This window comes from Celeribacter sp. (assembly GCF_048266405.1).
GTDB lineage: Bacteria > Pseudomonadota > Alphaproteobacteria > Rhodobacterales > Rhodobacteraceae > Celeribacter.
Genome location: NZ_JBLWZO010000009.1, coordinates 16627 through 41888 on the forward strand (window position 1 = coordinate 16627; position 25262 = coordinate 41888).

Here is a 25262-nt window from a genome sequence, read left to right on the forward strand (position 1 = left end):
AAAAAATGGGACTTTTTGTCACACTAACACTTGCCAACTCGGCCCTTTGAGTGGTTTCCTGACTGAAATGGACCGCGCTTTCCGCCGCATCGGGCGCGACTCCCTATAAAAGACAGCGGCAGGTCCGACCGATGGAAATTACATTCCGCCTCAATGGTGAGGTTGTCCGAACCGACACAACCCACACGAACACTCTGCTTGATCACCTACGTGAAACACGCGGACTGACAGGAACCAAAGAAGGCTGCAACGAGGGCGATTGCGGCGCCTGCACCGTCATGGTGCAAGATGAACGCGGCACCCATGCGCTCAACGCCTGCATCCTCTTCATGCCGCAACTTCACGGCAAATCCGTCACCACGGTCGAAGGATTGGCACAGGGCGACACGCTTCACCCCGTCCAAGAGGCCATGATTCAGGAACACGGCAGCCAGTGTGGCTTTTGCACGCCGGGCATTGTCATGTCACTGGCCACCGCCCACGCCAAGGGCGAGACAAACCACGAAGACATCTTGGCCGGCAACCTGTGCCGCTGCACAGGCTATGCACCAATACTGCGCGCCGCCGCGAAAGCCGCCGCACAGCCCGCCCCTCGTCCCGAGTTCGCGCCGCTCGACATTCCGGCCCTCATCGAGCGCCCCGAATCCGCCGACGAACTGGCCGCGCTCTATGCTCTGCGTCCCGACGCCACGCTCATCGCAGGCGCAACGGATGTCGGCCTTTGGGTCACAAAACGCCTCATGGCGCTTGAGGAGGTCATTTTCCTCGGCGGGGTCAAAGACCTCGTAGGCATTACCGAGACAGACACCGATTTCACCATCGGCGCGATGACCCCCATCGCAGATCTCGCCCCCGCCTTCGGTGCGCAAAGCCCCTCCCTTGCGGAGATGTTCCGCCGCTTCGCTTCGGTCCAAGTCCGCTCGGCGGCAACCCTTGGCGGCAACATCGCCAACGGCTCCCCCATCGGGGACAGCCCGCCGCCCCTCATCGCGGCCAATGCAACGCTCACCCTGCGCCGTGGCGACACCCGTCGCACCATCGCGCTTGAGGATTTCTTCATCGCTTACGGCAAACAGGACCGCCAACCGTCCGAATTTGTCGAGAGCATCACCGTGCCCAAAGCGAGCCTTACCGATCTGCGCGTTTACAAATTGTCCAAGCGGTTCGACCAAGACATTTCCGCCGTCTGCGGCGCGTTCAATCTCACGGTTGAAGGCGACACCATCACCGCCGCCCGCATCGCCTTTGGCGGTATGGCCGCGACCCCGAAACGCGCCAGTGCGGTTGAGGCCGCTCTCATCGGACAGCCCTTTACCCGCGCCACGATCGACGCGGCCCTGCCCGCCTTCGCGCAGGATTATCAACCGCTCTCCGACATGCGCGCCTCCGCCGACTACCGTCTGACAACCGCGCAAAACATGTTGGTGCGCTATCTTTTGGAGCGCACAACAGGCGACGCGCCCACATCCGTTCTGGAGGTGCAGCCATGAGTGTCGGTAAACCCCTCCCGCATGATGCCGCCCGTCTCCACGTCACGGGTGCTGCGCGTTATGTCGATGACATTCCCACACCCGCGAACGCGCTGCATCTGGCCTTTGGCCTCTCGACCGAGGCACACGCCGACATCACCGAGATCAACCTCGACAAGGTCCGCGCCCTTGAGGGTGTCGTCGCCGTTCTGTCCGCCGATGATTTCAACGAAATGCCCGACTGTTCGCCCTCGGCAGAGGACGAGCCGCTTCTGGCCACAGGCACCGTTCACTACGTCGGCCAACCCGTTTTCATGGTCGTGGCCACATCGCATCTGATCGCCCGCAAGGCCGCGCGCCTTGCCGACATCACCTATGCGGCTAAACCTGCGATCCTGTCCTATGAGGACGCATTGGCCGCCGATACCCGCTTTGAAGAGGGCCCGCGCATCTACAGCAAAGGCGACGCGGCCTCCGCCATCGCCGACGCCCCCCATCGCATTGAGGGCTCGTTAGAGGTTGGCGGACAGGAACACTTCTATCTGGAGAGCCAAGCCGCCCTCGTGGTCCCTGACGACAACGGCGATATGGTGGTACATTCCTCGACGCAGCACCCCACCGAAATCCAACACAAAGTGGCCCACGCCCTGCACCTGCCCATGAGCGCCGTGCGGGTAGAGACACGCCGCATGGGTGGCGGATTTGGCGGCAAGGAAAGCCAAGGCAACGCCCTCGCCATCGCCTGTGCTGTCGCCGCCGCCCGTCTGGGGCGTCCGTGCAAAATGCGCTACGACCGCGATGACGACATGACCATCACGGGCAAGCGTCACGAGTTCCGCATTGATTACACCTGCGGCTTTGACGATGACGGCACGATCACGGGGATCGAGTTTGTGCAAATGTCCCGCTGCGGCTGGGCGCAGGATCTCAGCCTGCCCGTGGCCGACCGCGCCATGCTGCACGCCGACAACGCCTATCACCTGCGCAACGTGCGCATTGAAAGCCACCGTTTGCGCACCAACACCCAAAGCGCCACCGCCTATCGCGGATTTGGCGGTCCTCAGGGCGTGATCGGCATCGAACGGGTGATCGACCACATCGCGCACGAGCTTAACGCCGACCCCGCCGATATCCGTCGCCGCAACTACTACGCCGACATGGGCACGCCAGACGTCGCCACCCCAGCGATCCAAACCACGCCCTACGGCCAAGAGGTCGAGGATTTCATCCTTGGCGCGATGACGGCGAAACTGTTGGACAGCACCAACTACAAAGCCCGCCGCGCCGCGGTGGACGCATGGAACGCAGCCAACCCGACCCTGAAAAAAGGCCTCGGGATCAGCCCTGTCAAATTCGGCATCTCCTTTACGCTGACCCACCTCAACCAAGCGGGCGCCTTGGTGCATATCTACCAAGACGGCTCCATACGCATGAACCACGGCGGCACCGAAATGGGACAAGGCCTGTTCCAGAAGGTCGCCCAAGTCGCCGCCTCCTCGTTTGGTGTTGACGCCTCGCGTGTCAAAATCACCGCCACCGACACAGCCAAAGTGCCCAATACATCGGCCACCGCCGCCTCAAGCGGCTCGGACCTCAACGGCATGGCCGTCAAAGCTGCCTGCGACACGCTGCGCACCCGTTTGGAAACCTTCCTGAGCGAGCACTTTGGTGCGAGTTCATTCACATGGCAGGACGGCAAAGTGACCTTCGGGACGCAAGAGATGACCTTCGAGGAGGTCGCCTCTCTGGCCTATCAAAACCGCATCAGCCTCTCGGCCACGGGATTTTACAAAACGCCCAAAATCGAATGGGACCGGATCAAGGGTCACGGCCGTCCCTTCCTGTATTTCGCCCACGGGATCGCCCTGACCGAAGTGGTCCTCGACACGCTGACGGGTGAAAACCGGATGCTGCGCACGGACATCCTGCACGACGCAGGCGCGTCCTTGAACCCTGCGCTCGACATCGGTCAGGTCGAAGGCGGATTTATCCAAGGGGCGGGATGGCTGACCACCGAGGAGCTTGTCTGGGACGATAAGGGCCACCTGCGCACGCACGCACCCTCAACCTACAAAATCCCCACCGCCTCGGACGCGCCCGACATTTTCAACGTCGCACTTTGGGACGCGCCCAACCGCGAGGACACCATCTTCCGCTCGAAGGCCGTAGGCGAGCCGCCATTTATGCTTGGCATCTCCACCTTCCTCGCACTGTCGGACGCCGTAGCAAGTTGCGGGCCGAACTATCCCGCCCTCAACGCCCCTGCCACCCCCGAGGAATTGCTCGCCGCCATCGCCCGCGCGATAGGGAAGAAAAGCGCGTGAGCTTTGATCGGGACGCCCTCGCCCGCGCTATCGCAGCACACGGGCCAGTTGCACGCATCGTCGTTGCCGAAACGCATGGCTCTGTTCCACGCGAGGTCGGTGCCTCCATGTTGGTATGGCGCGACGAAAACGGCCCCGCGCAATCGGGCACCATTGGCGGCGGCGCCTTGGAATATGAGGCCGTAAAATCCGCCTTCACGGCCCCGCGCCTGTCCCGCATCCCGCTTGGCCCCGCGATGGGCCAATGCTGCGGCGGGGCGGTGACATTGCTCACCGAAGTGTTCGACAGCACCGACCACATTGCGGAGGATGTTTTCGCACGGGGCGAAGGCGACATGCCCTTTGGCGTCACCCGCGCCCTTGCCGAGGCCCGCGCCACAGGAACGCTTGAACCGCGCCTGATCGACGGGTGGATGGTTGAGCCCGTGCGCCCCGCCGCGCGTCCCCTTTGGGTTTGGGGCGCAGGCCACGTTGGGCGCGCGATTGTCGCCACTCTGGCCCCTCTGCCCACCTTCGACATCACATGGGTCGACACCCATGCCGACCGTTTCCCCGAGGACATTCCCGACGGCGTCTCGCCCCTCGTGGCCACAAATCCCGCCGACGTCGTGCGCCACGCGCCACAGACCGCCGAGCATTTGATCCTCACCTATTCGCACGCGCTCGATCTGGAGCTGTGCCACCGCCTTTTGGACTATGATTTTGCCGCCCTCGGCCTGATCGGGTCCAAAACAAAATGGGCCCGTTTTCGCAGCAAACTGCGCAGCTTAGGGCACTCAAACGCCGAAATTACACGCATTTGCTGCCCAATTGGGCAACCTGAGCTTGGAAAACATCCTCAGGCCATTGCGATTGGGGTCGCGGCCCGCCTACTATCTTTGGCGGGACAACGGGATTCTATCGCGCACAACACGAGTGAGGTACGCACGGGGTGAATGAGCTTCTCAAGATCAACGGGCTGACCAAAGCCTATCCAGGCGTCGTGGCCAACGACTCCGTGTCCTTCACCATTGGCACGGGCGAAGTCCACGCTTTGCTTGGTGAAAACGGAGCGGGCAAGTCCACGCTCGTCAAAATGATTTACGGGTTGGTCAAACCCGATAGCGGGACGATGCACATGCGCGGCGCCCCCTTTACCCCCACCAATCCCAAAGACGCCCGCGCCTCTGGCGTGGCGATGGTCTTTCAACACTTCTCGCTGTTCGAGGCGCTGAACGTGGCCGAAAACGTTGCCTTGGGCATGGAAAACCCGCCCAAGATGAGCGAGCTGGCCCGCTCGATCCGCGAGGTTTCGGAAACCTACGGCCTGCCGCTCGACCCCGACCGGATCGTGGGCGATCTGTCGGCGGGGGAACGTCAACGCGTCGAGATTATCCGGTGCCTGCTGCAAGACCCCAAATTGCTGATCATGGATGAACCCACCTCGGTTCTGACACCGCAAGAGGTCGAGATTTTGTTCACGACCCTGCGCAAGTTGCAGTCCGAGGGCACCTCGATCCTCTATATCTCGCACAAGCTCGAAGAAATTCGCGCCCTGTGCGATGAGGCCACGATTTTGCGCCTCGGCAAGGTCGTCGGCGAATGCGACCCAAAGGCCACCACGGCCCGCGAAATGGCCGAACTGATGGTCGGCGCAACCCTGCACACCCCAACCCGCGAAGGCGGCGAGGCGGGCGAGATCCTTCTCGAAGTGCGCGGCCTCGATTTCGCTCCCGCCAACCCCTTTGGCACACGCCTCAAAAACGTGACGATGGAAGTGCGTGCAGGCGAGGTTCTCGGCATCGGCGGTGTTGCGGGCAACGGGCAGGATGAACTGCTCTCCGTCCTTTCGGGCGAGGCCAGAACAGCCACAGGCAGTGTGATTTTCGACGGGCAGGACATCAGCGACACAGGGGCGAATACACGCCGCACCCTTGGCCTTCTGGCCGCGCCCGAGGAACGCCTCGGCCACGCAGCGGCCCCCAACATGAGCCTGACCGAAAACGCGCTTTTAACCGCGAATTCGCGCAAGAACCTGTCGCAAAACAGCTTCATCAACTGGAAAAAGACCGAAGGCTTCGCCCAAGAGGTTATCAAAGCCTTTGACGTGCGCACGCCTAGCGCGGCCTCAGCGGCGCGGTCCTTGTCAGGCGGGAATTTGCAGAAATTCGTCATCGGTCGCGAAGTACTTCAAGACCCGAAGGTCTTTGTCGTCAACCAGCCCACATGGGGCGTTGATGCCTCCGCCGCCGCACAAATCCGGCAGTCCCTTCTGGATCTCGCAGCCAAGGGCGCTGCGGTGGTGTGCATCAGCCAAGACCTTGATGAACTTATGGAAATTTCCGACCACTTCGCCGCTCTAAACGAGGGACGTCTCAGCCCGCCACGGGTGGCAAAAGGCCTCACGGTTGAGGAAATCGGCCTGATGATGGGCGGGGCACACGACATGGAGGTGGCCGAGATATGATCGCGTTCGTTAAACGGCCACAGCCGTCGAAACTATGGACCATTGTAACACCGCTCTTGGCGGTGCTGATCACGATGGTGCTTGGCGGGATATTGTTCGCGCTGATGGGCAAAGACCCGTTGGAAGCCATTCGCACGATTTTCTGGGACCCGCTGTTCCATGAACAATTCGCGTCCTATTCGCGTCCGCAACTCCTGGTCAAAGCCGCCCCGCTTATCCTGATCGCCATTGGTTTGAGCCTCGGCTTCAAAGCGGGCATCTGGAACATCGGTGCGGAAGGCCAATACATCATGGGCGCGCTCGCAGGAGCCTCCGTAGGCCTCGCGCTCTACCCGATGGACGCATGGTTCATCTTCCCGCTCATGGTCATCGCAGGAGCCATAGGCGGGACGCTCTGGGCCATGATCCCCGCCATTCTGAAAACGCGGTTCAACACCAACGAAATTCTCGTCTCTCTGATGCTCGTCTACGTGGCCGAACAACTGCTCGCCTCCGCCGCTCTGGGATGGCTGCGTGACCCCGATGGCAACGGCTTTCCCGGATCGCGCAACCTCAGCCGCATCGACTCCATGTCCAATCCGGAACTGATCGCGGGCACAGGCGCACACTGGGGCGTCATTGCCGCTTTCGCCGCCGTGGTCGCCGCCTATGTACTGATCAACAAACACATGCTCGGCTTTCAAATCCGTCTCTCGGGCGAAAGCCCCCGCGCCGCAGGGTTCGCAGGCGTCAACGCCAAACGCCTCGTCCTGTTCTGTCTCGGCACAGCAGGTGCCCTCGCAGGTCTCGCGGGCATTTTCGAAGTCACAGGCCCCGCGGGTCAAATCTCCATCGACTTCAATTCGGGCTACGGGTTTACCGCCATCATCGTCGCCTTTCTGGGCCGCCTCCATCCCGTCGGAATCCTGCTCGCAGGGCTGCTTTTGGCACTCACCTTTATCGGTGGCGAACTGGCGCAATTCATGCTCGGCCTGCCCTCTGCGTCAATTCAGGTGTTCCAAGGCATGTTGCTGATGACGCTTCTGGCGATGGACATCTTGGTCAATTACCGCGTCGTCTGGACCTCTAAAAAGGAGCGCGCACAATGATGTTTGGATCCATTGATATCGCCGTCTTGCTGGCCTCCTTGATGGTCGCCTCCACGCCGATCCTTCTGGCCGCTCTGGGCGAAACCGTGGTCGAGCGCTCCGGCGTGTTGAACCTCGGCGTCGAGGGCATGATGATCACAGGCGCAGTCTGTGGCTTCATCGTCGCCGTCGAAACAGGCAGCCCCACACTCGGCTTCATCGCCGCCGCCCTCGGGGGCGCGCTCCTGTCGATGCTGTTTGCCCTCCTGACGCAAGTCTTCCTCGCAAGTCAGGTTCCAAGCGGCTTGGCCTTAACGCTCGGCGGGATCGGCTTGGCGTCTCTCTTGGGTCAAAACTACGTGGGCATCAAGCCGCCTTCAGTCTCCGATCTGCACATTCCCCTGCTCGAACACATCCCGTTTTTCGGTCAGGTGCTTTTTCAGCATGACGCAATGGTCTACCTGAGCCTCTTGGCGGTTGTATTGGTCTGGGCTGTCCTCAAATACACCCGCGCAGGCTTGATCTTGCGCGCGGTCGGAGAAAACCACACCGCCGCACATGCGCTCGGCTACAAGGTCCGCCTTGTCCGCGTCTTGGCCATCGGCTTTGGTGGCGCGATGGCGGGTCTCGGCGGCGCGTATATCAGCCTCGTGCGCGTCCCACAGTGGACCGACGGGATTACCGCAGGTATTGGTTGGATCGCGCTTGCGATTGTCGTATTCGCAAGTTGGCGCGCCCCGCGCGTCCTCATCGGCGCATACCTCTTTGGCGGCATCACCGTGCTGCAACTCAATCTACAGGCGGCGGGCGCAAAGGTTCCGGTGGAGCTTTTGTCCATGTCGCCATTCTTGGCCACAATCGTGGTTCTTGTCATCATTTCCGCTCGCACCAAAGGCGCCATGAATGGTCCCGCGATGTTGGGCCGGATTTTTGAAGCCCATTAGGGCCAAACTCAAATGGGGGACGCGCCCCCAAACGAACCGGGAGACTGCTATGTTCAAAAAAATTATGACCACAACCGCTTTGGTTGTTGGCCTCACAAGCGCCGCGATGGCCGACGATCCAACCAAGGTCGGTTTCATTTATGTTGGCCCAGTGGGCGACGGGGGTTGGACCTATGAGCACGACCAAGCCCGTCTCAAAGTCGAAGAGCATTTCGGCGATAAAGTCGAAACCGTCTTCCAAGAAAGCGTCCCCGAAGGCGCAGACGCCGAACGCGCGATCACACAGATGGCGCTGTCAGGTTCCGACATCATCTTCACCACCTCTTTCGGCTACATGGACCCGACCATCAACGTCGCGGCGAAATTCCCCGACGTGAAATTTGAACACGCCACGGGCTATAAAACCGCCGACAACGTAGGTGTCTATTCCGCACGTTTCTACGAAGGTCGCGCCGTTCAGGGCACCATCGCGGGCATGATGACCAAGACCAACAAAGTTGGCTACATCGGATCCTTCCCGATCCCCGAAGTGATCCGCGGCATCAACGCCGCGTATATCCACGCCAAGAAAGTGAACCCTGACGTCGAGTTCTCCGTCGTTTGGGCCTACACATGGTTCGACCCTGCGAAAGAAGCCGATGCCGCACAAGCGCTCATCGACCAAGGCGCAGACGTGATCTTGCAACACACCGACTCCACCGCGCCACACGCTGCCGCGCAAAAGGCGGGCAATGTCATCACCTTCGGTCAGGCCTCTGACATGGCGGAATATGCACCATTCCCACGCGTGTCTTCGATCATCGACAACTGGGCACCTTACTACATCGATCGTGTTCAGGCGGTCATGGATGGCACTTGGGAAAGCGATAACACATGGGATGGCATTGGCGCAGGCATGGTCGGCATTGGTGAAATCACCGACGCGGTTCCCGAAGACGTGAAAGCTGCTGCTTTGGAGATCAAAGACAAAATCGCGTCCGGCGAATACCACCCCTTCACCGGCCCGCTGAACAAGCAGGACGGCACACCTTGGTTGGCTGAAGGCGAAGTGGCCGACGACGGCACGCTTGCTGGCATGAACTTCTACGTTGAAGGCCTCACAGGCGACATTCCACAATAAGCCGGATCTCTGTCGCGGCCCGACAAAGGTCCGACAGATGTCCGACAGCAATCCGACACTGGAATTGGGCCCGTTTATCGACGGGCCCTTTTCTATTAGAGTGACCGCATAGGAGACTCACCCATGGCCTTTTGGACCCGTCTGATGAAAGCTCTCGAACGCCTCGCCGTGCCACAAGGCGGAGCCTGTCACTATGCGTCCAAATCGCGCTACGACGACGGACATGCGCCCAAACGCCGCCCTTATCGCTAAACTCATTCATACCTCCGAATACCTTGATACGGATCAAGGCTTCCGCCCGACTTTCCTGCGCATGGTGGCGCAAACAACAGACGCGGACAAAGGAGTTTCCCCGATGAGCTGGACCGAAAAGAACGAAAGCATGCGCAACGCGCTGCGCAGTCTCAACAAAGCCAACCGCAACATCCCCAAAGGGTTCGGCGCAATGTCACAGGCCGCAATGGAAGGCGATCTTCTGGACGCCAAGACCAAAGAAATGGTGGCCCTGTCCATCGCCATTGGTGTACGCTGCGAGCCCTGTGTCGGCTTCCACGTCGAGGCCTTGGCCAAACAAGGCGCAACCCGCGAGGAACTGGCCGAGATGCTCGCCATGTGCGTCCAGATGGGCGGCGGACCTGTTTTGATGTATGCCGCTAAGGCCTTGGAAGCATGGGACGAATTAGCGGCCTGATCGCGCCATGCCTGTCAACGTCAAAACGCGCCGCTGCAAAGCAGGTCGCGCGTTTTCAAACTGTGAGGAGCGTGTCTCTAGGCGACGAACCCGTATCGCAACAGGCTCGTCATTCCTCCTCGGCCTCCCGCACCACGCTACAGCTTTTGCGCGCGCCACGTTGATTGCACTCCATGGTGAGAACCTCTTCGGGTGGGACGTCCGCAACCTCGGTGTCTTTGGATTTGAACCGGTCGAAAAAGCTTTTCTTCTTCGGCTTTGCGTCAGCGACAACAACTGCGCTCGCCGCATCGACCACATCCGTAGCCTCACTTAATGCGGCACTCTCGGTCGATACCAGATCGCCAGACATCTGATAGTATTGATACCCGACAAACCCGATGGCTCCCAATCCGACAACCAAAACGGAAACCGCAAATACCTTACTCAATGACGCCATAAGACCACCCAAGCGTTGAACATTTCTTTGCATTCTTACTCACCGCGAATTCGGGCAAAAGTTTGAAATGCCAGTGGTGTTTCTTGGCCCGCATGGGTCAAAGACGGGTTTCTATGCGTCTTGCCGCGCTGCCGCATACACACTAACCTGCCCGCCGAATGAGTGAGGGAGCCATCCACATGAAAATTTGCCGCACAAAGGCTCAGGTCCGTGACGCCGTCAAAGATTTCAAATCTGCGGGGGCCACTGTTGGTCTGGTGCCAACAATGGGCTACCTGCACGAAGGACATTTGACGCTTGTACGAGCCGCCAAAGCCAAGTGCGACCGCGTTGTTGCGACGATCTTTGTGAACCCCACCCAATTTGGCGATAGCTCCGATCTCGACGCCTATCCGCGCGACGAGGCCCGCGACTTTGCCTTGCTTGAGGCCGAGGGCGTGGACGCGGTGTTCTGCCCTGACGTGGATGAAATGTATCACCCACTCAAACAAACCACCGTTGTAACCGAGCGCTTGGAACACATGTTGATGGGCGCGTTGCGTCCCGATCACTACAAAGGCGTGTGCACCGTCGTCACCAAGCTGTTCAATATCGTCGGTGCCGATGAGGCCTTCTTTGGTGAGAAGGACTACCAACAGCTTCTGGTCATCCGCACGATGGTCCGCGATCTGGATATCCCCATAGAAATCAACGGCGTGCCAACTGTGCGCGAGGTGGACGGATTGGCCATGTCGAGCCGCAATGTGCGCCTGAGTGCCGAGAACCGCCAAGCCGCTCTGATCCTTAACAAGGCCTTGGCCTACGGCGATTACGAAGCATCGGACGGGCGCACCGCCGCCGAACTTGAAGCCTCCATCCGCGCCTTTATCGAGAAAGAACCCCGCGCCAAAATCGAATCCGTTGATGTGCGTGATGCCGCAACGTTAGAGCCGATCGAAGGCCAGATTTCCGCCCCTGCCGTCATTCTTCTCGCTGTGCGTTTCGGTGATGTGCTACTCATTGACCAACGCGTCGCCGACCCGAGCTAAGGAGCCACCTATGTCAGTCCAAAACGAAATGATCCGCCGCATCACCGTCCCGCAAATTCGTGACCGCAAGGGCGGCGAGCCGATTGTCTCGCTCACCTCCTATCACGCGCACACGGCGGCCATTGTCGATCAACACGCCGACTTCATCCTTGTGGGCGACAGCCTTGGCATGGTGATGCACGGCATGCAAAGCACAGTTGGTGTGCCTATTGAATTGATGATTGTGCACGGTCAAGCGGTGGTGCGCGGCACAAAACGGGCGCTGATCGTCGTCGACATGCCCTTTGGCACCTATGAGGAAAGCCCCAACATGGCGTTCCGCAATGCGGCTAAGATCATGAAAGAAACCCAATGCCAAGCGGTGAAACTTGAGGGCGGCGCTCGCATGGCCGAAACCATCAAATTCCTTGTGGAACGCGGCATTCCCGTGATGGCCCACATTGGCCTCACCCCGCAATCCACCAACGTCATGGGCGGGTTCAAAACCCAAGGCCGTGACGAAGAAACATGGAACATGCACATCGCCGATGCCAAGGCCGTCGCAGAGGCGGGTGCCTTTGCCGTGGTGGTCGAGGGGGTTATGGAGCCACTGGCCGATCAAATCACCGCGGCGATTGATATTCCAACCATCGGCATCGGGGCCTCCAAGAATTGCGACGGGCAGATCTTGGTGCTCGAAGACATGCTTGGACTCAACCCGTGGGTGCCAAAGTTCGTCAAAAAATATGGCGCGCTTGGCCCCGCCATCGAGGACGCCGTGGCGCAATACGCCGACGAAGTGAAATCCCGCGCCTTCCCGGGGCCAGAGAACGTCTACAACAACAAGAAATAGAACGGAGCGGCCTTTGCGCGATTATGCACAAAGGCCCTCCGCCAAACGGTATTTACGCGCGCCACCACACACTCCCATATAGGGAGAAGAAAAGGAGGCCCGTTATGTCATTTCGCCCCGTTAAATCCGAAAGCCTCGCCGAAGCGACCTTAGAGGGCGCTGGCGTTCATCTGTACCGCGCGTTCGGCTTTCACAAGCCGCGCGAATTTGATCCGTTTTTACTGTTCGACGACTTTCGCAACGATGATCCCGCGAAGTTCGAAAAGGGCTTTCCGTGGCATCCGCATCGCGGCATCGAGACAATCACTTACGTGCTTGATGGCGAGGTGGAACACGGCGACAGTCTTGGCAATCGCGGCGTGTTGGGCGCGGGCTCCGTGCAATGGATGACCGCAGGCTCAGGCATCATGCACCAAGAGATGCCACGCGGAAACGCGCAGGGGCAGATGCACGGGTTCCAGCTGTGGGCCAACCTGCCCTCTTCGCTCAAGATGACCGCCCCACGCTATCAAGACATCCAAGGTCACGACATTCCTGAAATCATTGACGATGACGGCACCCGCGTGAAAATCGTCACGGGCAATTTTTGGGGCAAACGTGGCCCCGTGGACGGCATCGCCGCTGATCCGCTGTACCTCGACGTGAGCGTGCCCCCCAACACCACCAAACGCCTGCCTGTCGACACCTATGCCAATACCTTTGCCTATGTGTTTGCCGGTGCGGGTAGTTTCCGTGACGCCTCTAATCCTTACGGCGTGCGGGTCGAAAAAGAGGTCGCGGGTGAAGAGATCAACATCCGCGATATGTCGGGCAACCGCACTTTGGTCAACTTTGACACGGGTGACGAAGTTGTGGTCCGCGCTGGCCCTGAGGGCGTGCGCTTCCTGCTCATCTCTGGTCAGCCGATCAAAGAACCAGTGGCGTGGCACGGCCCCATTGTGATGAACACCCGCGCCGAGTTGCACCAAGCGATGCAAGACCTCAACAACGGCACCTTTATCAAAGATCAGCGCGACTAACTGCGCCCCAAACAGTCAAAAGCGGAGCCATTTGGCTCCGCTTTTTATCTTGCGCCACGTTGGGTTACATATTGTGGACACGGGCTGCGAAACTGTCCACCGCCTCTTTCGCTTCGGCTTTGGTCTTGCCGTATTTCTCTTGCAACAGGCCTTCGAGCTGTTGACGTTCACCCGACACCTGATCCAACTCGTCGTCGGTCAATTCGCCCCATTCTTCGCGGGCTTTGCCTTTGAATTGTTTCCACTTTCCTTCGATGATGTCCCAAGACATGTGGGCCGTCCTTTCGTGTAGGTTGCGTTTCCAATCTACAAAGACAACGCATCAGAGCACCCCAAAGGTTCCCAAAAACCTCAAATCATATCGGGCACGACCATATCAGGCGGGCGGTGGCCATCGGCAAAAGTGTAGATGTTGAGCAGCACCTTTTCCCCCATTTCAACGCGTCCCTCGACGGTGGCCGACCCCATATGAGGCAACAACACAGCATTGGGCAATGCGCGCAAACGCGGATTAACTTTGTGGCCATGCTCGAACACATCAAGACCCGCCCCTGCAATCTCGCCTCGCCGCAGCGCACGGGTAAGCGCGTTCTCGTCGATGACTTCACCACGCGACGTGTTCACAATCACAGCAGATGGCTTCATCAACTTGAGACGCCGCTCATTAATCAAATGGAACGTAGCGGGTGTGTGCGGGCAGTTGATCGACAACACGTCAACCCGCGCCAACATCTGATCAAGACTGTCCCACCACTGCGCCTTATAGTCGGCTTCTATCGTCGGGTGCAGACGTGTGCGGTTGTGGTAGTGAACCGACATGCCAAACGCAGTCGCGCGCCGTGCCAAGGCCCGCCCGATACGCCCCATGCCGAGAATCCCCAAAGATTTTCCACCAATGCGCTGCCCCATAAAGGCCGTCGGCGCCCATCCACGCCAGTCCTCCGACTGCATGAATTTAGCCCCCTCAGGCATCCGCCGTGTCACCGCCAAAATCAGCCCCAACGCCATATCCGCCGTATCTTCGGTCATCACACCAGGCGTATTGGAGACAAGCACACCACGGGCATGAGCCCCCACCACATCAATATGATCGACCCCCGCACCATAGTTGGCAATGAGTTTCACGCGTCCGCCCGCCGCATCAAGCATCTGCGCGTCGATCCGGTCGGTCACGCAGGGCACAATCACATCCGCATCGCGCATCGCCTCTATTAGAGCCTCACGCGACAAAATCTCGTCCGTCTCGTTCAACCGCACATCGAAAAGTTCACGCATCCGCGTCTCAACCACCTCGGGAAGACGGCGCGTGACGATAACCTTGGGACGTTTGTCGGGCATATGTGCTCCTTCGTGGCGTCAATTCGGGCGCCGTTGCGTGCCCCCATTGTGCAAACAGCATTGCATCTGGGCAAGGGGTATCCGATAACACCGTGACGATAAGACGCTCGGCCAACGGGCGCGTATCCTTTAGTGTAATACGCAAACGTTATAAGTGCTTTTTGAGGTCATGAGGGTGGACATGCAGGTGTTGAAGAAAGCGTTCTTGAAAAAGAGCGCACCACATCCACAATCTGTGCGACGGACAGGGCGACGTGTCAAAGGATGCGTGGCATTGCTTGCCGCCTTGGTCGCCTTGGTACTCACAGGACAGGCCTCCGCCCAAGACGCCTCGCAAGATCAAGCCACCACTTCAACCGAGACCGAAATTACGCCCGCCCCCGCCACACCCCAATCAGATCGCGGGTCGGTCACGAATCTCCCCCTGCCCCGCTTTGTCTCGCTCAAAGCCAACAAAGCCAACCTGCGTCGTGGTCCATCGCTGAGCCATCGCATCGACTGGGTGTTCACACAACGCGGCTACCCGTTCGAGGTGATCGCCGAATATGGCCACTGGCGTCGCGTGCGCGACAACGAAGGCGCTACGGGATGGATTCACTACACGTTGATTTCGGGCGTGCGAACCGCCGTTGTGACCGATTCTATGGTCGATCTTTACCGCAAACCCGACACCGCAAGCCGCCTGTCCGCACAGGCTGAAAAAGGCGCAATTCTCAAGCTCCTTGAATGCAACATCTCATGGTGTGAGGCCAGCGCTGGCGGATATAAAGGATGGCTTCTCAAGTCGGGCATCTGGGGCGTCTACGACGACGAAATCCTAGAGTAACAGAGCAATGACAGAGCTCCTCATCTCCCCCCTCGCCGCCCGCAATATTCCCGCAGGGCTGAAGTCGGTTGTGATCCACGCTTACGGCAGCTGGCTTGAAGCAATCAAGCAGCAAAAGCATGATTTCTTTGTCAAACTTTCCGCTCAACTGGAAGAGCGCTCCATGCGTGTTCACCTTGTTGAGGGCAATAGCCGCACAAGCCAAGCGCTTCTGCAAAGCCCGCATTTACACATCATTGTGGGCGGCCCCGCAATGTTCGGGCCGACCATCCTCCATGCACACCCCTCCTACATCTGGGGGTTTTGGTATCTGGATGAACTTGGCTTCGGCTGGGAAAGCTCGTTGCGCTTCGCCAAATTCTGCCCCGCAGATGTGGACCGTGAACAGGCTGACTATTTCTACAATGGCGTCAGCAGTTACATGCTTGAACAAAACGTCTCGAAGCTGTGGCAGGAACCACGTTTTTCTTCCTCTCTCGCCCCCGCGTTGGCGGTGATCTTTTGCCAAGGGATCGAACACCGAACCCCGCGCAGGCATTATCTCGGCACCGAGCAAATGATCCGCACGGCGTCCGCCTATGACCCGTCCGCCCGCGTCTATGTGAAACCGCACCCACTTCAGTCAAAACAAGCACGACTTCGGGTGATGGACATTGCCGCAGCCCTGCCCAATGTCGAAATCATAGATGCCTCCGTGCACGATCTGATTGCGGCCTCCGACATGGTGATCACCCAAAACTCGTCGACAGGGTTCGAAGCACTGATGCAACGCAAACCCGTCGCCACCTGCGCCAAATCCGACTATTGGCACGCCACCCTGACGCCGCGCACCGAATCCGACCTTACCGCCGCCTTATCCCACGGCGCCGAGACCATGAGAGATTTCGACTATGCGGGCTATTTCCACTGGTTCCTTGCCCGCAACTGCTTAGAGCCCGCCAAAGACGACTTCGCCACACGGGCGTGGGCGCGTGTCCGCGACAAATTGATGTTGATCTGACCGCTCAAAGGGCGCGACACTACTGATGATGACAGACAATAGATTGAACCTCTCCGCGGGCATCGCCTCTGTGTGTGTCGCCGCGATCCTGGTCGCTGCCAAACTTTGGGCGCTGTCCCAAACGGGTGCGTTGTCTATCGGAGCGTCTCTTGCCGACAGCGCGATGGACCTAATGATGGCGCTCGGCGGATTAATGGCCATCTATTACGCTGCCCGACCACCCGATGACGACCACCGGTTCGGACATACCTCTGCCGAAGACCTCGCCGCCCTCGGGCAATCTGTTTTTATTTTGATGTCGAGCGGCGTCATCGCCGTCTCCGCCCTGCGCCGCCTCCTCTCCCCTGCCCCTGTGCGGGTCGGACAAGAGGCCGAAGGCATCGCGGTGATGGTGTTCTCAATCGCCCTCACAGCAGGCCTTGTCCTATGGCAACGCCGCGTTGCGCGAGCCACAGGGTCCAAGGTCGTCGCCGCTGACAGTTTACACTATCTCGGCGATCTCGTGCCCAACGTCGGCGCGATTATTGCCCTCATGGCCTCAGCCGCATTCGGCCTCACCATGATCGACAGCGTGGTCGCCTTGGGCGCGGCAGGAATGCTTGCACTGGGAGCGTTACGGATCGGCAAGGGCGCGTGGGATGCCCTTATGGACCGCTCCGCCCCTCAAGAGATCGTAGAGGACCTCGAACAGATCACTCGCAACTTTGAAGGTGTTGACGACTTCCATGACCTCAAGACTCGCATGGCGGGGTCAAAACCCTTTGTCCACGTCCATATCGAAGTAAACGGAGATCAAACCCTGCGCGAAGCCCATGCTATCTCCGCAGGTCTCAAACGTGCCATTCTCGACGCCTACCCGCGCGCCGATGTCATCATCCATAAGGATGTGACAGGCGAGGCCGATTGATCCGCCTCGCCCTGTGTTTACGACTTAGTCCTCGACCAGACCGCGCCCTTTGAGCAGCGCGCCGACACCCGGCATCCGCCCGCGAAATGCGGTGTAAAGCTCGACAGGATCGCTTGACCCGCCACGCGACAGGATGTTGTCCTCAAGGCTTTTGGCCGTCGCAGGATCAAATGCGCCGTTCTCATCAAAGGCCTCAAAGGCATCGGCATCCATGACCTCTGACCACATGTAACTATAGTAGCCAGAGGCATAACCATCCCCCGAAAACACATGAGCAAAATGCGGCGTGGCATGGCGCATGGTGATCGCGTGCGGCATCCCGATCCGTTCCAATGTTTCGGCCTGCGCCTGCATCGGATCGGCAGGTGCATCCCCGTCATGGAAATCAAGATCGACAAGCGCTGACGAGACATATTCGACCGTCGCAAAGCCCTGATCGTAGGTCTGAGCCGCCAAGAGACGCTCCAACATATCGGCGGGCATCGGCTCGCCGGTTTCGGCATGAGTTGCGAACTCTTCGAGGACGGCGGGCACTTCCAACCAATGCTCGTAAAGCTGCGAGGGCAGTTCGACGAAATCACGCGCCACCGAGGTGCCCGAAATCGACTCATAGGTCACATCGGACAGCATTTGGTGCAGAGCATGACCGAACTCGTGGAACAATGTCCGCGCATCATCATAGGACAGTAAATTCGGCTGTCCTTTGGGCGCTTTGGCAAAATTGCACACATTTACAACAATCGGCGCGACAGGTTTCCCGAGCTTTTTCTGGCTACGCATGGCCGAACACCATGCCCCCGAGCGCTTTGACCCACGAGCGAAATAGTCACCAATGAACACTGCGATATGTTCACCGTTACGCGTCACATTCCACGCCCGCGCATCGGCGTGATAAAGCGGCACATCAAGCGCCTCGAACTCCAACCCGAACAGACGGGTCGCACAGGTAAACGCCGCCTCAATCATCCGATCAAGTTGCAGATAAGGCTTCAATTCCGCTTCGTCGAGATCATGCTCGATCTTGCGCCGTTTGGCGGAGTAATAGCGCCAGTCCCAAGGCTCCAATGGCCCCTCGAACCCGTCGTCATGCAACATCGTCTCAAGAATTTTGGCATCGCGCTCAGCGGCCCGTTTCGCAGGCTCCCAAACCTGCATCAACAACCCGCGCACCGCATCGGGTGTTTTGGCCATTTCGGTTTCGAGCTTGAACGCGGCAAAGCTGTCATAGCCCAAAAGCTTGGCGCGTTCCTCGCGCAGCTTCAACGTCTCAGCGGCAATCGCACGGGTGTCATTCTTTCCCCCGCGCGCTCCGCGTGAGGACCACGCATGAAACGCCTTTTCCCGCAAATCACGGCGCGGCGAGAATTGCAAAAACGGCGAGATCAATGAGCGCGACGTGGTCAGACATGGCCCTGACAGACCCTTTTCCTCACCCGCAGACCGCGCTGCATCGACAACAAAGGCGGGCAACCCCTCCAGATCCTCCTCTGATAGTTCCAGAAACCAATCGGCCTCATCCGCCAAAAGGCGTTGAGTGAACTCGGTCCCCAGAGTGGCAAGACGCGAAGATATCTCCGCCATACGGGTCTTGTCCGCGCCTTCGAGTTTGGCGCCTGACCGCACGAACGAACGGCGTGTGAGCATCAAAACACGGGCCTGTTCGTCGTTGAGATCAAGCGTCTCACGCGCTTCCCAGAGACTTTCGATACGTGCGAACAGCGCGGCATTCTGTGTGATCTGTGTGGAGTATTCGGCCAAAGCGGGGGAAAAAACGCGCTGCAACTCTTGGCGGGCGTCATTGCTGTCTGCACCCGCAAGATTGTAGAAGACACCAAGCACACGGCCCAAAGCATCCTCTGCCTGCTCCATCGCCTCAATCGTGTTGGCGAAGGTGGGCGGTTCAGGATTATCGGCAATCGCAGCAATCGCTGCACGGCCCTCGGCAAGAGCAGTCTCGAATGCAGGTTGGAAATGGGCATCGTCAATCTGCGCGAACGGGGGCAGTTCAAACGGCGTGTCCCAATGGGCGAGAAGCGGGTTGGTCATAGGTATCTCCTTTGAGAGACAAGCTATGTCCCGAGCAGGCAAAGGAAAAGTGTTAGCCGCCACAAATCGGACAATCGGCCCGCTTTTTCACCGAAATTGTCCGTGTCTCGGCGTAAAGCGCGTCATGGATCACCAAGCGCCCCGACAAGCCCTGCCCCGCTCCTGTGATATGCTTAATCGCTTCCATTGCCATCATGGTGCCAAGCACCCCCGGCAAGGGCGCAGCCACCCCCGCCTCGGAACAACTCGGCACCATATCGGCAGCGGGCGCTTGGGGGAATACGCACTGAAAACAGGGCGCTGTGGCGTCGCTGTTATAGGTGCTGATCTGGCCTTCCCATTGGGTAATCGCCGCAGCGATCAACGGCGTCTGGTTTTCAACACACAGACGGTTCACAAGATAGCGCGTGGCAAAATTGTCCGTCCCGTCGAGGACAAGATCATATTCGGCGATCAATTCTCCGCAGCTCTCATCCAGACGCCTGTTATAGGGACGCACCTCGACAAACGGGTTTTGTGCGGTCATTGCCATTTCGGCGGAAAATACCTTCGGCATACCGAGGCGTTCATCGGTGTGGATTACTTGGCGTTGCAGGTTGGAGGCCTCAACCACATCGTCGTCCACCACCCCAATCGTACCGACACCGCTGGCCGCGAGGTATTGCAACACAGGGGAACCAAGCCCCCCTGCACCAACGACCAAAACCTTGGCTTCTTTGAGTTTTCTCTGACCCACCCCGCCAATGTCACGCAAAATGATATGCCGCATATAGCGCTCTAATTCGGCATCGCGAAACGGCCCCGCCTCAGGTGTTTCAGGTGCATTCACCGCCACCCGCGCCCGCAATCGGGACAGGCCAAACCGATAGGCAACGACAAGTGTGGCTCCCCCACCAAGCAAGGCCCATTCGCCAACCGTTCCTCCGAACGGGTTGTTCTCAGGGGAAATCATCACCGCGAGGAGCACTGCAACATAAAGCACGCCAATCATCGCCCAACGGGCACGGGACGGCGCTCCCGTGAGTGCCCCGATGCCCCAAAGACAGGCGACGAGTAGGAGGAAAACCACCATGCCGGACGTTACCTGCGGCCCGTGGAGCCAAAACCCCCGTCGCCGCGCTCTGTCGCACTCAGATCATCCACCACATCAAACGTCGCCTGCACCACGGGAGCGACGACCATTTGGGCGATGCGGTCGCCATGCGCCACGGTGAAAGGCTCGGCTCCGAGATTGATCATAATAACACCCACGGGGCCACGGTAGTCCGCGTCAATCGTGCCGGGCGCATTGGCAAGCGTGATGCCGTGTTTAAGCGCCAACCCTGAACGGGGACGGATCTGGACCTCGAACCCTGCGGGGATTTCCATTTTCACCCCCGTCGGGATCAGGGCTCGTGCCCCTGCCGCGATCACAATCCCCGCGTCACGCACCGCCTCGGGCAGGTTCGCACGCAGGTCCGCTCCCGCCGCCTGCGCCGTCTCATAGGCCGGAAGGGCCACCGCACGGTCTGCCTCATCTATCCATTGGATTTTGATCGGAACGCTCATGCCACCGCCCTCTTTCTTTGTGCCTGACAGAATGCTCTCAGGCGATTTCATCCGCGATCCGCAGAGCCAGTTTTTGGGCAACATCGGTTTTGCCCATCCGTTTCCAGACCTCTGCGCCATCCTCAGAAATCAAAGTGACTGCATTCTCCGCGCCCCCCATGATGCCTGTTTCGGGGCTCACATCATTGGCCACGATCCAGTCGCAGCCCTTGCGCAGACGCTTGGCTGTGGCGTGTTCCAACACCTGATCCGTCTCGGCGGCAAAACCCACGACGAGCGGAGGCCGACCCGCTTTCATCTGGCTCACGCTCGCGAGGATGTCAGGGTTTTCCGCGAACTCCAACACAGGCAGAGCGCCATCCTTCTTCTTGATTTTCGACCCGCTTTGCGAGGCCACACGCCAATCGGCAACCGCAGCCGCAAACACCGCCGCATCCGCGGGCAAAGCCGCCTCAACGGCCTCTTTCATCTCACGGGCTGTCTCAACGGCAACGACCGTGACGCCCGCAGGCGGAGGCACATCGGCGGGGCCCGTGACAAAAGTCACATCAGCCCCAAGGGCGCGCAGAGCGCTGGCAATCGCCGTGCCTTGCGCCCCTGAAGACCGATTAGCGATGTAGCGCACAGGATCAATCGGTTCGTGCGTTGGTCCAGAGGTCACAAGCACATGCTTGCCCTTGAGCGGCCCATCAGAAAGCGCGGCAGAGGTCGCAGCGATGATATCAGGTACCTCGGCCATACGGCCAAGGCCAAACTCGCCACAGGCCATATTGCCCTCGTCAGGCCCGACACACAAAACCCCATCGGATTTGAGCGTGGCGACGTTGCGCTGACAGGCAGGGTGATGCCACATCCGCACATTCATCGACGGCGCGATCAACACACGTTTATCTGTCGCCATCAAAAGAGTGGAAGCCAGATCATTGGCCAAACCATTAGCCATTTTTCCAATCAGATCGGCCGTGGCAGGTGCAACAACAATGAGGTCAGCCGCACGCGACAATTCGATATGCCCCATCTCTGCCTCATCGGTGAGATCGAACAAATCACGGTAAGTCTTTTCCGCCGACAATGCTGACACTGACAAGGGCGTCACAAACTCTTCGGCGGCTTTGGTCAACACAGGAACGACCCTCGCGCCTTCATCCCGCATCCGACGGATCAGTTCGAGTGACTTAAACGCAGCGATCCCGCCGCCAATGATGAGCAGAATGGTCTTGCCGTGCAACATGGTGAAACCCCTTGGCCAATAGACAAAGGTTTAAGCGGGCCAACACCGAAAAACAAGGACTTGGCAGATCGCCTCACGCGCCCTTCGCATCATCTAGTGGAGCAAGGACGACAGCGCCTCGCCGTGCTGTTCAAGGGTCTTGCGCATCTTTCCAAAGGCTGCCACTTCCAGTTGGCGCACCCGTTCTTTGGACAGCGACAACTCATCACCAAGGCTTTCCAAGGTGCGCGGATCATCGGTCAATTTGCGCTCGCGCAGGATCAACCTCTCACGTGCGCTCAAACCACTCATCGCGTCAGCGATCCATTTCTTGAGCTGCATCTGGTCATGCGCCTCACCGACCATCTCCGCCGTGGTCTCACCCTCATCTGCGAGAGTGTCGATCCACTCACGCCCCTCATCCTCACCTGATTGCTGCGCATTGAGCGAAAAATCAGACCCGGACAGCCGGCCATTCATCATATCGACATCACGCAGCGGAACACGCAATTCCGTCGCAATTTTGTGGTGCAACTGGTCACGGTCAAGCCGCTCACCTCGTGCGGCCGCCTCGCGCTCGAACCGAGCCTGAACGCGGCGCATGTTGAAGAACAGCGATTTCTGCGACGAGGTGGAGCCCGTGCGAACAAGGCTCCAATTGCGCATTACATACTCCTGCACCGAAGCCTTGATCCACCACACCGCATAGGTCGAGAACCGCACACCTCGGTCGGGATCAAATTTTTCGGCGGCCTTCATCAGACCCAAACCCGCTTCTTGGATGAGATCATTCATCGGCGCGCCGTAGCGCTTGAACTTTGCGGCCTGCGAAATAGCTAACCGCATGTAGGCGCTAATCAGGCGGTGCAGTGCCTCCTCGTCACGATGGTCACGCCATGCAACCGCGAGGTCGCGCTCCGTGTCCGCGTCGAGCATCTCCGCCTTCATCGCGCGGCGAGAAAAATTTTGTTCGGGCGCAGTGAGATAGCGGGCCATAATACAAACTCCCAGATTGGTTATGCCGCGACTCTTGGAGGTCTCATTGCGGGCATTGGATACTCCTGTTACGTAATGATAACGCATCCGGATGACAGAAAGTTTCACAAACATGTGCGCGACCCTCACACTTGTGCTCGGCGGAGCCTCATCGGGGAAATCAAGCATTGCGGAAAAACTGTGCTTTCACAGCACGTTAGATCGCGTCTATCTCGCCTCAGCACAGGCATTCGACGACGAGATGCGCGCAAAGATTGATCGCCACCGCACAGAGCGCGGCACGCAGTGGACGACCATCGAAGAACCGTTCGAGGCAGCACGGGTGATCCGCGCCGCACAGGCGGATCAGATCGTACTATTTGATTGCGCAACGCTCTGGCTGACCAACCATCTTTTGTCCGAACACGATGTGACCGCACAGACCAAAGACCTCATCGCTGCGCTACGTGAAACCCCCGCCCAGATCGTCATTGTCTCCAATGAGGTCGGCCAAGGGATCGTGCCCGACAACGCCCTGTCACGGCAGTTTCGCATCGCCCAAGGCACGCTCAACCGTCAGTTGGCCCAAGAGGCCGAAACGGTTGTGGGGGTCATGGCGGGCCTGCCCTTTACCCTGAAGGGGGCGCTACCCGAGGCCCTCTCATGAATCACCTCTACCTCGTCCGGCACGGGCCAACCCATGCCAAAAGTTTCGTCGGTTGGACGGATGTTCCCGCCGATTTGTCCGAGACGGATAAAATCGCACGGCTCGAAGCGGCACTGCCCCACGCGCCCATCATCTCCTCCGACCTGTCACGTGCCGTCAAAACAGCGGATGCGATCCAAGGGGCGAAACCCCGCCTGCCGCACGATCCGCGTTTGCGCGAGACGTATTTTGGCGCATGGGAGGGGCTGACATGGGCACAGATCGAGGCACAGGACGGAGCGCTTGCTCGCAAGGTGTTCGAGACCCCGGGGGACACTGCACCGCCAGAAGGCGAAAGCTGGAACACCCTATCGGCGCGGGTCGCAAGTGCTGTGGATGCGCTGACGGGTGACGTCATCGTGGTCGCGCATATGGGCGTCATCATGTCGCTATTGCAAAAGGCCTTGAACTGCCCGCCGTTCGAGGCGCTCGGCCACGAGATCGCCCCGCTGTCGCTGACCGTTATCCGACGCAACGCCGACTGGAAATCGGGCGGATGGAACGCCCTGTCGATCAATCACTTTCCCGAATGACCCCCATTCCTATTATTCGGTATCGTGACCTATGAAAGCTCCTTAACGTAGTTCCTAAACGTGCAGGAGAGCCCCATGACTTACGATCTATTTATTGGCGACAAATCTTTTTCGAGTTGGAGCCTACGCGGATGGCTGTTGTTGGAAAACTTTGGCCTTCCCTACACCGAGCATATGCTCGGGCTCTATTCTGGCACGATGGCCTCCGAGTTGGCGGCTCTTGCCCCTGCCCGTTTGGTGCCAACGCTGCGCACGCCCGAAGGCTGGGTCGTAGGAGAAACCACAGCCATCGCCGAAACCCTCGCCGACCGCCATCCCGAAGCGGGCATTTGGCCTAAAGACACAGAAGCCCGCAGCTACGCGCGGTGGCTCGTGGGTGAAATGCACGCAGGCTTTGGCGCACTGCGCAATGAATGCAGTATGCAGCTTCTCTTTGTGCTGACAGGGTTCACCCCAAGCGACGCCGTAAATGCCGACCTTGAACGTCTCGACGACCTACTAGGTCGCGCGATGGACCGCTTTGGCGGTGAGGGACCGTGGCTATTTGGCGATTACAGCGCAGCCGATGCGTTCTACGCCCCCGTGGCCGCGCGGATTATCGGATATAACCTACCCGTGTCCGACCGCTTGCGGACCTATGCAATGGCCCACCTCAATGATCCCGCGTTCCGCAAATGGCGCCGCGCAGGGTTGGAGGTGACCTACGACCCTCTTCCCTACAGCTTTGACGGCCCCAAAGAAAACTGGCCCGTGGCCGACTGACAGCGCCCTCCCGTTAACCACTTTCTAACCAA

The 25262-nt window shown here is 59.1% G+C and carries 26 protein-coding genes; 18 read left to right on the forward strand and 8 right to left on the reverse strand.

Annotated elements, in window-relative coordinates; genetic code table 11:
• The first annotated feature begins 131 nt into the window (after positions 1-131).
• The 9 genes from ACN0TS_RS14450 (at position 132) to ACN0TS_RS14490 (ending at position 10061) form a co-directional block, all read left to right on the forward strand.
• Positions 132-1490 (forward strand): xanthine dehydrogenase small subunit, encoded by a 1359-nt coding sequence (locus ACN0TS_RS14450; RefSeq protein WP_417260073.1) that lies wholly within the window; start codon positions 132-134, stop codon positions 1488-1490.
• Entirely contained in the window at positions 1487-3793 is a 2307-nt protein-coding gene (gene xdhB, locus ACN0TS_RS14455; protein WP_417260074.1) for a xanthine dehydrogenase molybdopterin binding subunit, read from the forward strand. The genes ACN0TS_RS14450 and xdhB overlap by 4 nt, the downstream gene beginning before the upstream one ends.
• On the forward strand, positions 3790-4728 hold the full coding sequence (gene xdhC, locus ACN0TS_RS14460) for a xanthine dehydrogenase accessory protein XdhC (protein ID WP_417260075.1): 939 nt from the start codon (positions 3790-3792) through the stop codon (positions 4726-4728). The genes xdhB and xdhC overlap by 4 nt, the downstream gene beginning before the upstream one ends.
• Positions 4725-6239: an ABC transporter ATP-binding protein gene (locus tag ACN0TS_RS14465; protein WP_417260076.1), complete on the forward strand. Its 1515-nt coding sequence runs from the start codon at positions 4725-4727 to the stop codon at positions 6237-6239. The genes xdhC and ACN0TS_RS14465 overlap by 4 nt, the downstream gene beginning before the upstream one ends.
• Positions 6236-7327: an ABC transporter permease gene (locus tag ACN0TS_RS14470; protein WP_417260077.1), complete on the forward strand. Its 1092-nt coding sequence runs from the start codon at positions 6236-6238 to the stop codon at positions 7325-7327. Before ACN0TS_RS14465 ends, ACN0TS_RS14470 begins: the two co-directional genes overlap by 4 nt.
• Entirely contained in the window at positions 7324-8250 is a 927-nt protein-coding gene (locus tag ACN0TS_RS14475) for an ABC transporter permease (protein WP_417260078.1), read from the forward strand. Before ACN0TS_RS14470 ends, ACN0TS_RS14475 begins: the two co-directional genes overlap by 4 nt.
• Before the next feature lie 49 nt (positions 8251-8299).
• Complete coding sequence (locus tag ACN0TS_RS14480; protein WP_417260079.1) at positions 8300-9370, forward strand: BMP family ABC transporter substrate-binding protein; 1071 nt, start codon at positions 8300-8302, stop codon at positions 9368-9370.
• A gap of 123 nt (positions 9371-9493) precedes the next feature.
• Positions 9494-9622, forward strand: a complete 129-nt coding sequence (locus ACN0TS_RS14485; RefSeq protein ID WP_417260080.1) for a hypothetical protein — start codon at positions 9494-9496, stop codon at positions 9620-9622.
• A gap of 103 nt (positions 9623-9725) precedes the next feature.
• Positions 9726-10061, forward strand: a complete 336-nt coding sequence (locus ACN0TS_RS14490) for a carboxymuconolactone decarboxylase family protein (protein ID WP_417260081.1) — start codon at positions 9726-9728, stop codon at positions 10059-10061.
• A 109-nt stretch (positions 10062-10170) separates the two neighbouring features.
• Here ACN0TS_RS14490 and ACN0TS_RS14495 read toward each other — a convergent pair whose 3' ends face one another.
• Positions 10171-10500 carry a hypothetical protein gene (locus tag ACN0TS_RS14495; RefSeq protein ID WP_417260082.1) on the reverse strand — a complete coding sequence of 110 codons (330 nt, stop codon included), beginning with the start codon at positions 10498-10500 and terminating at the stop codon, positions 10171-10173.
• Between the two features lie 179 nt (positions 10501-10679).
• Here ACN0TS_RS14495 and panC point away from each other — a divergent pair, with 179 nt between their 5' ends.
• From panC to ACN0TS_RS14510, 3 genes are all read left to right on the forward strand, one after another.
• Positions 10680-11528 carry a pantoate--beta-alanine ligase gene (gene panC, locus ACN0TS_RS14500; protein WP_417260083.1) on the forward strand — a complete coding sequence of 283 codons (849 nt, stop codon included), beginning with the start codon at positions 10680-10682 and terminating at the stop codon, positions 11526-11528.
• 10 nt (positions 11529-11538) lie between these two features.
• Positions 11539-12360, forward strand: coding sequence for a 3-methyl-2-oxobutanoate hydroxymethyltransferase (gene panB, locus ACN0TS_RS14505; protein WP_417260084.1), 822 nt, complete (start codon positions 11539-11541; stop codon positions 12358-12360).
• A gap of 104 nt (positions 12361-12464) precedes the next feature.
• On the forward strand, positions 12465-13379 hold the full coding sequence (locus tag ACN0TS_RS14510) for a pirin family protein (RefSeq protein WP_417260085.1): 915 nt from the start codon (positions 12465-12467) through the stop codon (positions 13377-13379).
• Between the two features lie 64 nt (positions 13380-13443).
• Here the strand turns inward: ACN0TS_RS14510 and ACN0TS_RS14515 are convergent, their stop codons facing one another.
• Positions 13444-13650, reverse strand: coding sequence for a CsbD family protein (locus tag ACN0TS_RS14515; RefSeq protein ID WP_417260086.1), 207 nt, complete (start codon positions 13648-13650; stop codon positions 13444-13446).
• A gap of 80 nt (positions 13651-13730) precedes the next feature.
• Positions 13731-14717, reverse strand: a complete 987-nt coding sequence (locus ACN0TS_RS14520; RefSeq protein ID WP_417260087.1) for a 2-hydroxyacid dehydrogenase — start codon at positions 14715-14717, stop codon at positions 13731-13733.
• 268 nt (positions 14718-14985) lie between these two features.
• Here ACN0TS_RS14520 and ACN0TS_RS14525 point away from each other — a divergent pair, with 268 nt between their 5' ends.
• From ACN0TS_RS14525 to ACN0TS_RS14535, 3 genes are read left to right on the forward strand one after another with little or no spacing between them, the layout of a single operon-like run.
• Positions 14986-15543 carry an SH3 domain-containing protein gene (locus tag ACN0TS_RS14525; protein ID WP_417260088.1) on the forward strand — a complete coding sequence of 186 codons (558 nt, stop codon included), beginning with the start codon at positions 14986-14988 and terminating at the stop codon, positions 15541-15543.
• A 7-nt stretch (positions 15544-15550) separates the two neighbouring features.
• Positions 15551-16543 carry a hypothetical protein gene (locus tag ACN0TS_RS14530; protein WP_417260089.1) on the forward strand — a complete coding sequence of 331 codons (993 nt, stop codon included), beginning with the start codon at positions 15551-15553 and terminating at the stop codon, positions 16541-16543.
• Positions 16544-16571: 28 nt separating this feature from the next.
• Entirely contained in the window at positions 16572-17450 is an 879-nt protein-coding gene (locus tag ACN0TS_RS14535) for a cation diffusion facilitator family transporter (protein WP_417260170.1), read from the forward strand.
• 24 nt (positions 17451-17474) lie between these two features.
• Here ACN0TS_RS14535 and ACN0TS_RS14540 read toward each other — a convergent pair whose 3' ends face one another.
• From ACN0TS_RS14540 to ACN0TS_RS14560, 5 genes are all read right to left on the reverse strand, one after another.
• Entirely contained in the window at positions 17475-19496 is a 2022-nt protein-coding gene (locus ACN0TS_RS14540; protein WP_417260090.1) for a M3 family metallopeptidase, read from the reverse strand.
• Between the two features lie 52 nt (positions 19497-19548).
• The gene (locus ACN0TS_RS14545; protein WP_417260091.1) at positions 19549-20568 is read right to left on the reverse strand and encodes a HesA/MoeB/ThiF family protein; all 1020 of its coding nucleotides are present in this window, start codon (positions 20566-20568) and stop codon (positions 19549-19551) included.
• Positions 20569-20576: 8 nt separating this feature from the next.
• Positions 20577-21044: a dUTP diphosphatase gene (gene dut / locus ACN0TS_RS14550; RefSeq protein WP_417260092.1), complete on the reverse strand. Its 468-nt coding sequence runs from the start codon at positions 21042-21044 to the stop codon at positions 20577-20579.
• A gap of 37 nt (positions 21045-21081) precedes the next feature.
• The gene (coaBC, locus tag ACN0TS_RS14555) at positions 21082-22275 is read right to left on the reverse strand and encodes a bifunctional phosphopantothenoylcysteine decarboxylase/phosphopantothenate--cysteine ligase CoaBC (RefSeq protein ID WP_417260093.1); all 1194 of its coding nucleotides are present in this window, start codon (positions 22273-22275) and stop codon (positions 21082-21084) included.
• A gap of 93 nt (positions 22276-22368) precedes the next feature.
• The gene (locus tag ACN0TS_RS14560) at positions 22369-23250 is read right to left on the reverse strand and encodes an RNA polymerase factor sigma-32 (RefSeq protein ID WP_417260094.1); all 882 of its coding nucleotides are present in this window, start codon (positions 23248-23250) and stop codon (positions 22369-22371) included.
• A gap of 112 nt (positions 23251-23362) precedes the next feature.
• On the opposite strand from ACN0TS_RS14560, the gene cobU reads away from it, so the two are divergent.
• The 3 genes from cobU to ACN0TS_RS14575 all read left to right on the forward strand — a co-directional run bounded on the left by cobU (position 23363) and on the right by ACN0TS_RS14575 (position 25230).
• On the forward strand, positions 23363-23896 hold the full coding sequence (gene cobU / locus ACN0TS_RS14565) for a bifunctional adenosylcobinamide kinase/adenosylcobinamide-phosphate guanylyltransferase (RefSeq protein WP_417260095.1): 534 nt from the start codon (positions 23363-23365) through the stop codon (positions 23894-23896).
• On the forward strand, positions 23893-24468 hold the full coding sequence (locus ACN0TS_RS14570) for a histidine phosphatase family protein (protein ID WP_417260096.1): 576 nt from the start codon (positions 23893-23895) through the stop codon (positions 24466-24468). Before cobU ends, ACN0TS_RS14570 begins: the two co-directional genes overlap by 4 nt.
• Before the next feature lie 75 nt (positions 24469-24543).
• On the forward strand, positions 24544-25230 hold the full coding sequence (locus tag ACN0TS_RS14575) for a glutathione S-transferase (RefSeq protein WP_417260097.1): 687 nt from the start codon (positions 24544-24546) through the stop codon (positions 25228-25230).
• Positions 25231-25262 lie beyond the last annotated feature (32 nt).

Coding starts and splice junctions, on each gene's coding strand:
- dut (WP_417260092.1), bottom strand. CDS start 21,044: ATGAGCGTTCCGATCAAAATCCAATGGATAGATGAGGCAGACCGTGCG.
- ACN0TS_RS14530 (WP_417260089.1), top strand. CDS start 15,551: ATGACAGAGCTCCTCATCTCCCCCCTCGCCGCCCGCAATATTCCCGCA.
- ACN0TS_RS14510 (WP_417260085.1), top strand. CDS start 12,465: ATGTCATTTCGCCCCGTTAAATCCGAAAGCCTCGCCGAAGCGACCTTA.
- ACN0TS_RS14545 (WP_417260091.1), bottom strand. CDS start 20,568: ATGGTGGTTTTCCTCCTACTCGTCGCCTGTCTTTGGGGCATCGGGGCA.
- panB (WP_417260084.1), top strand. CDS start 11,539: ATGTCAGTCCAAAACGAAATGATCCGCCGCATCACCGTCCCGCAAATT.
- panC (WP_417260083.1), top strand. CDS start 10,680: ATGAAAATTTGCCGCACAAAGGCTCAGGTCCGTGACGCCGTCAAAGAT.
- ACN0TS_RS14480 (WP_417260079.1), top strand. CDS start 8,300: ATGTTCAAAAAAATTATGACCACAACCGCTTTGGTTGTTGGCCTCACA.
- ACN0TS_RS14535 (WP_417260170.1), top strand. CDS start 16,572: ATGACAGACAATAGATTGAACCTCTCCGCGGGCATCGCCTCTGTGTGT.
- ACN0TS_RS14540 (WP_417260090.1), bottom strand. CDS start 19,496: ATGACCAACCCGCTTCTCGCCCATTGGGACACGCCGTTTGAACTGCCC.
- ACN0TS_RS14495 (WP_417260082.1), bottom strand. CDS start 10,500: ATGGCGTCATTGAGTAAGGTATTTGCGGTTTCCGTTTTGGTTGTCGGA.
- coaBC (WP_417260093.1), bottom strand. CDS start 22,275: ATGTTGCACGGCAAGACCATTCTGCTCATCATTGGCGGCGGGATCGCT.
- xdhB (WP_417260074.1), top strand. CDS start 1,487: ATGAGTGTCGGTAAACCCCTCCCGCATGATGCCGCCCGTCTCCACGTC.
- ACN0TS_RS14520 (WP_417260087.1), bottom strand. CDS start 14,717: ATGCCCGACAAACGTCCCAAGGTTATCGTCACGCGCCGTCTTCCCGAG.
- ACN0TS_RS14450 (WP_417260073.1), top strand. CDS start 132: ATGGAAATTACATTCCGCCTCAATGGTGAGGTTGTCCGAACCGACACA.
- ACN0TS_RS14475 (WP_417260078.1), top strand. CDS start 7,324: ATGATGTTTGGATCCATTGATATCGCCGTCTTGCTGGCCTCCTTGATG.
- ACN0TS_RS14560 (WP_417260094.1), bottom strand. CDS start 23,250: ATGGCCCGCTATCTCACTGCGCCCGAACAAAATTTTTCTCGCCGCGCG.
- ACN0TS_RS14575 (WP_417260097.1), top strand. CDS start 24,544: ATGACTTACGATCTATTTATTGGCGACAAATCTTTTTCGAGTTGGAGC.
- ACN0TS_RS14515 (WP_417260086.1), bottom strand. CDS start 13,650: ATGTCTTGGGACATCATCGAAGGAAAGTGGAAACAATTCAAAGGCAAA.
- ACN0TS_RS14490 (WP_417260081.1), top strand. CDS start 9,726: ATGAGCTGGACCGAAAAGAACGAAAGCATGCGCAACGCGCTGCGCAGT.
- cobU (WP_417260095.1), top strand. CDS start 23,363: ATGTGCGCGACCCTCACACTTGTGCTCGGCGGAGCCTCATCGGGGAAA.
- ACN0TS_RS14485 (WP_417260080.1), top strand. CDS start 9,494: ATGGCCTTTTGGACCCGTCTGATGAAAGCTCTCGAACGCCTCGCCGTG.
- ACN0TS_RS14470 (WP_417260077.1), top strand. CDS start 6,236: ATGATCGCGTTCGTTAAACGGCCACAGCCGTCGAAACTATGGACCATT.
- ACN0TS_RS14570 (WP_417260096.1), top strand. CDS start 23,893: ATGAATCACCTCTACCTCGTCCGGCACGGGCCAACCCATGCCAAAAGT.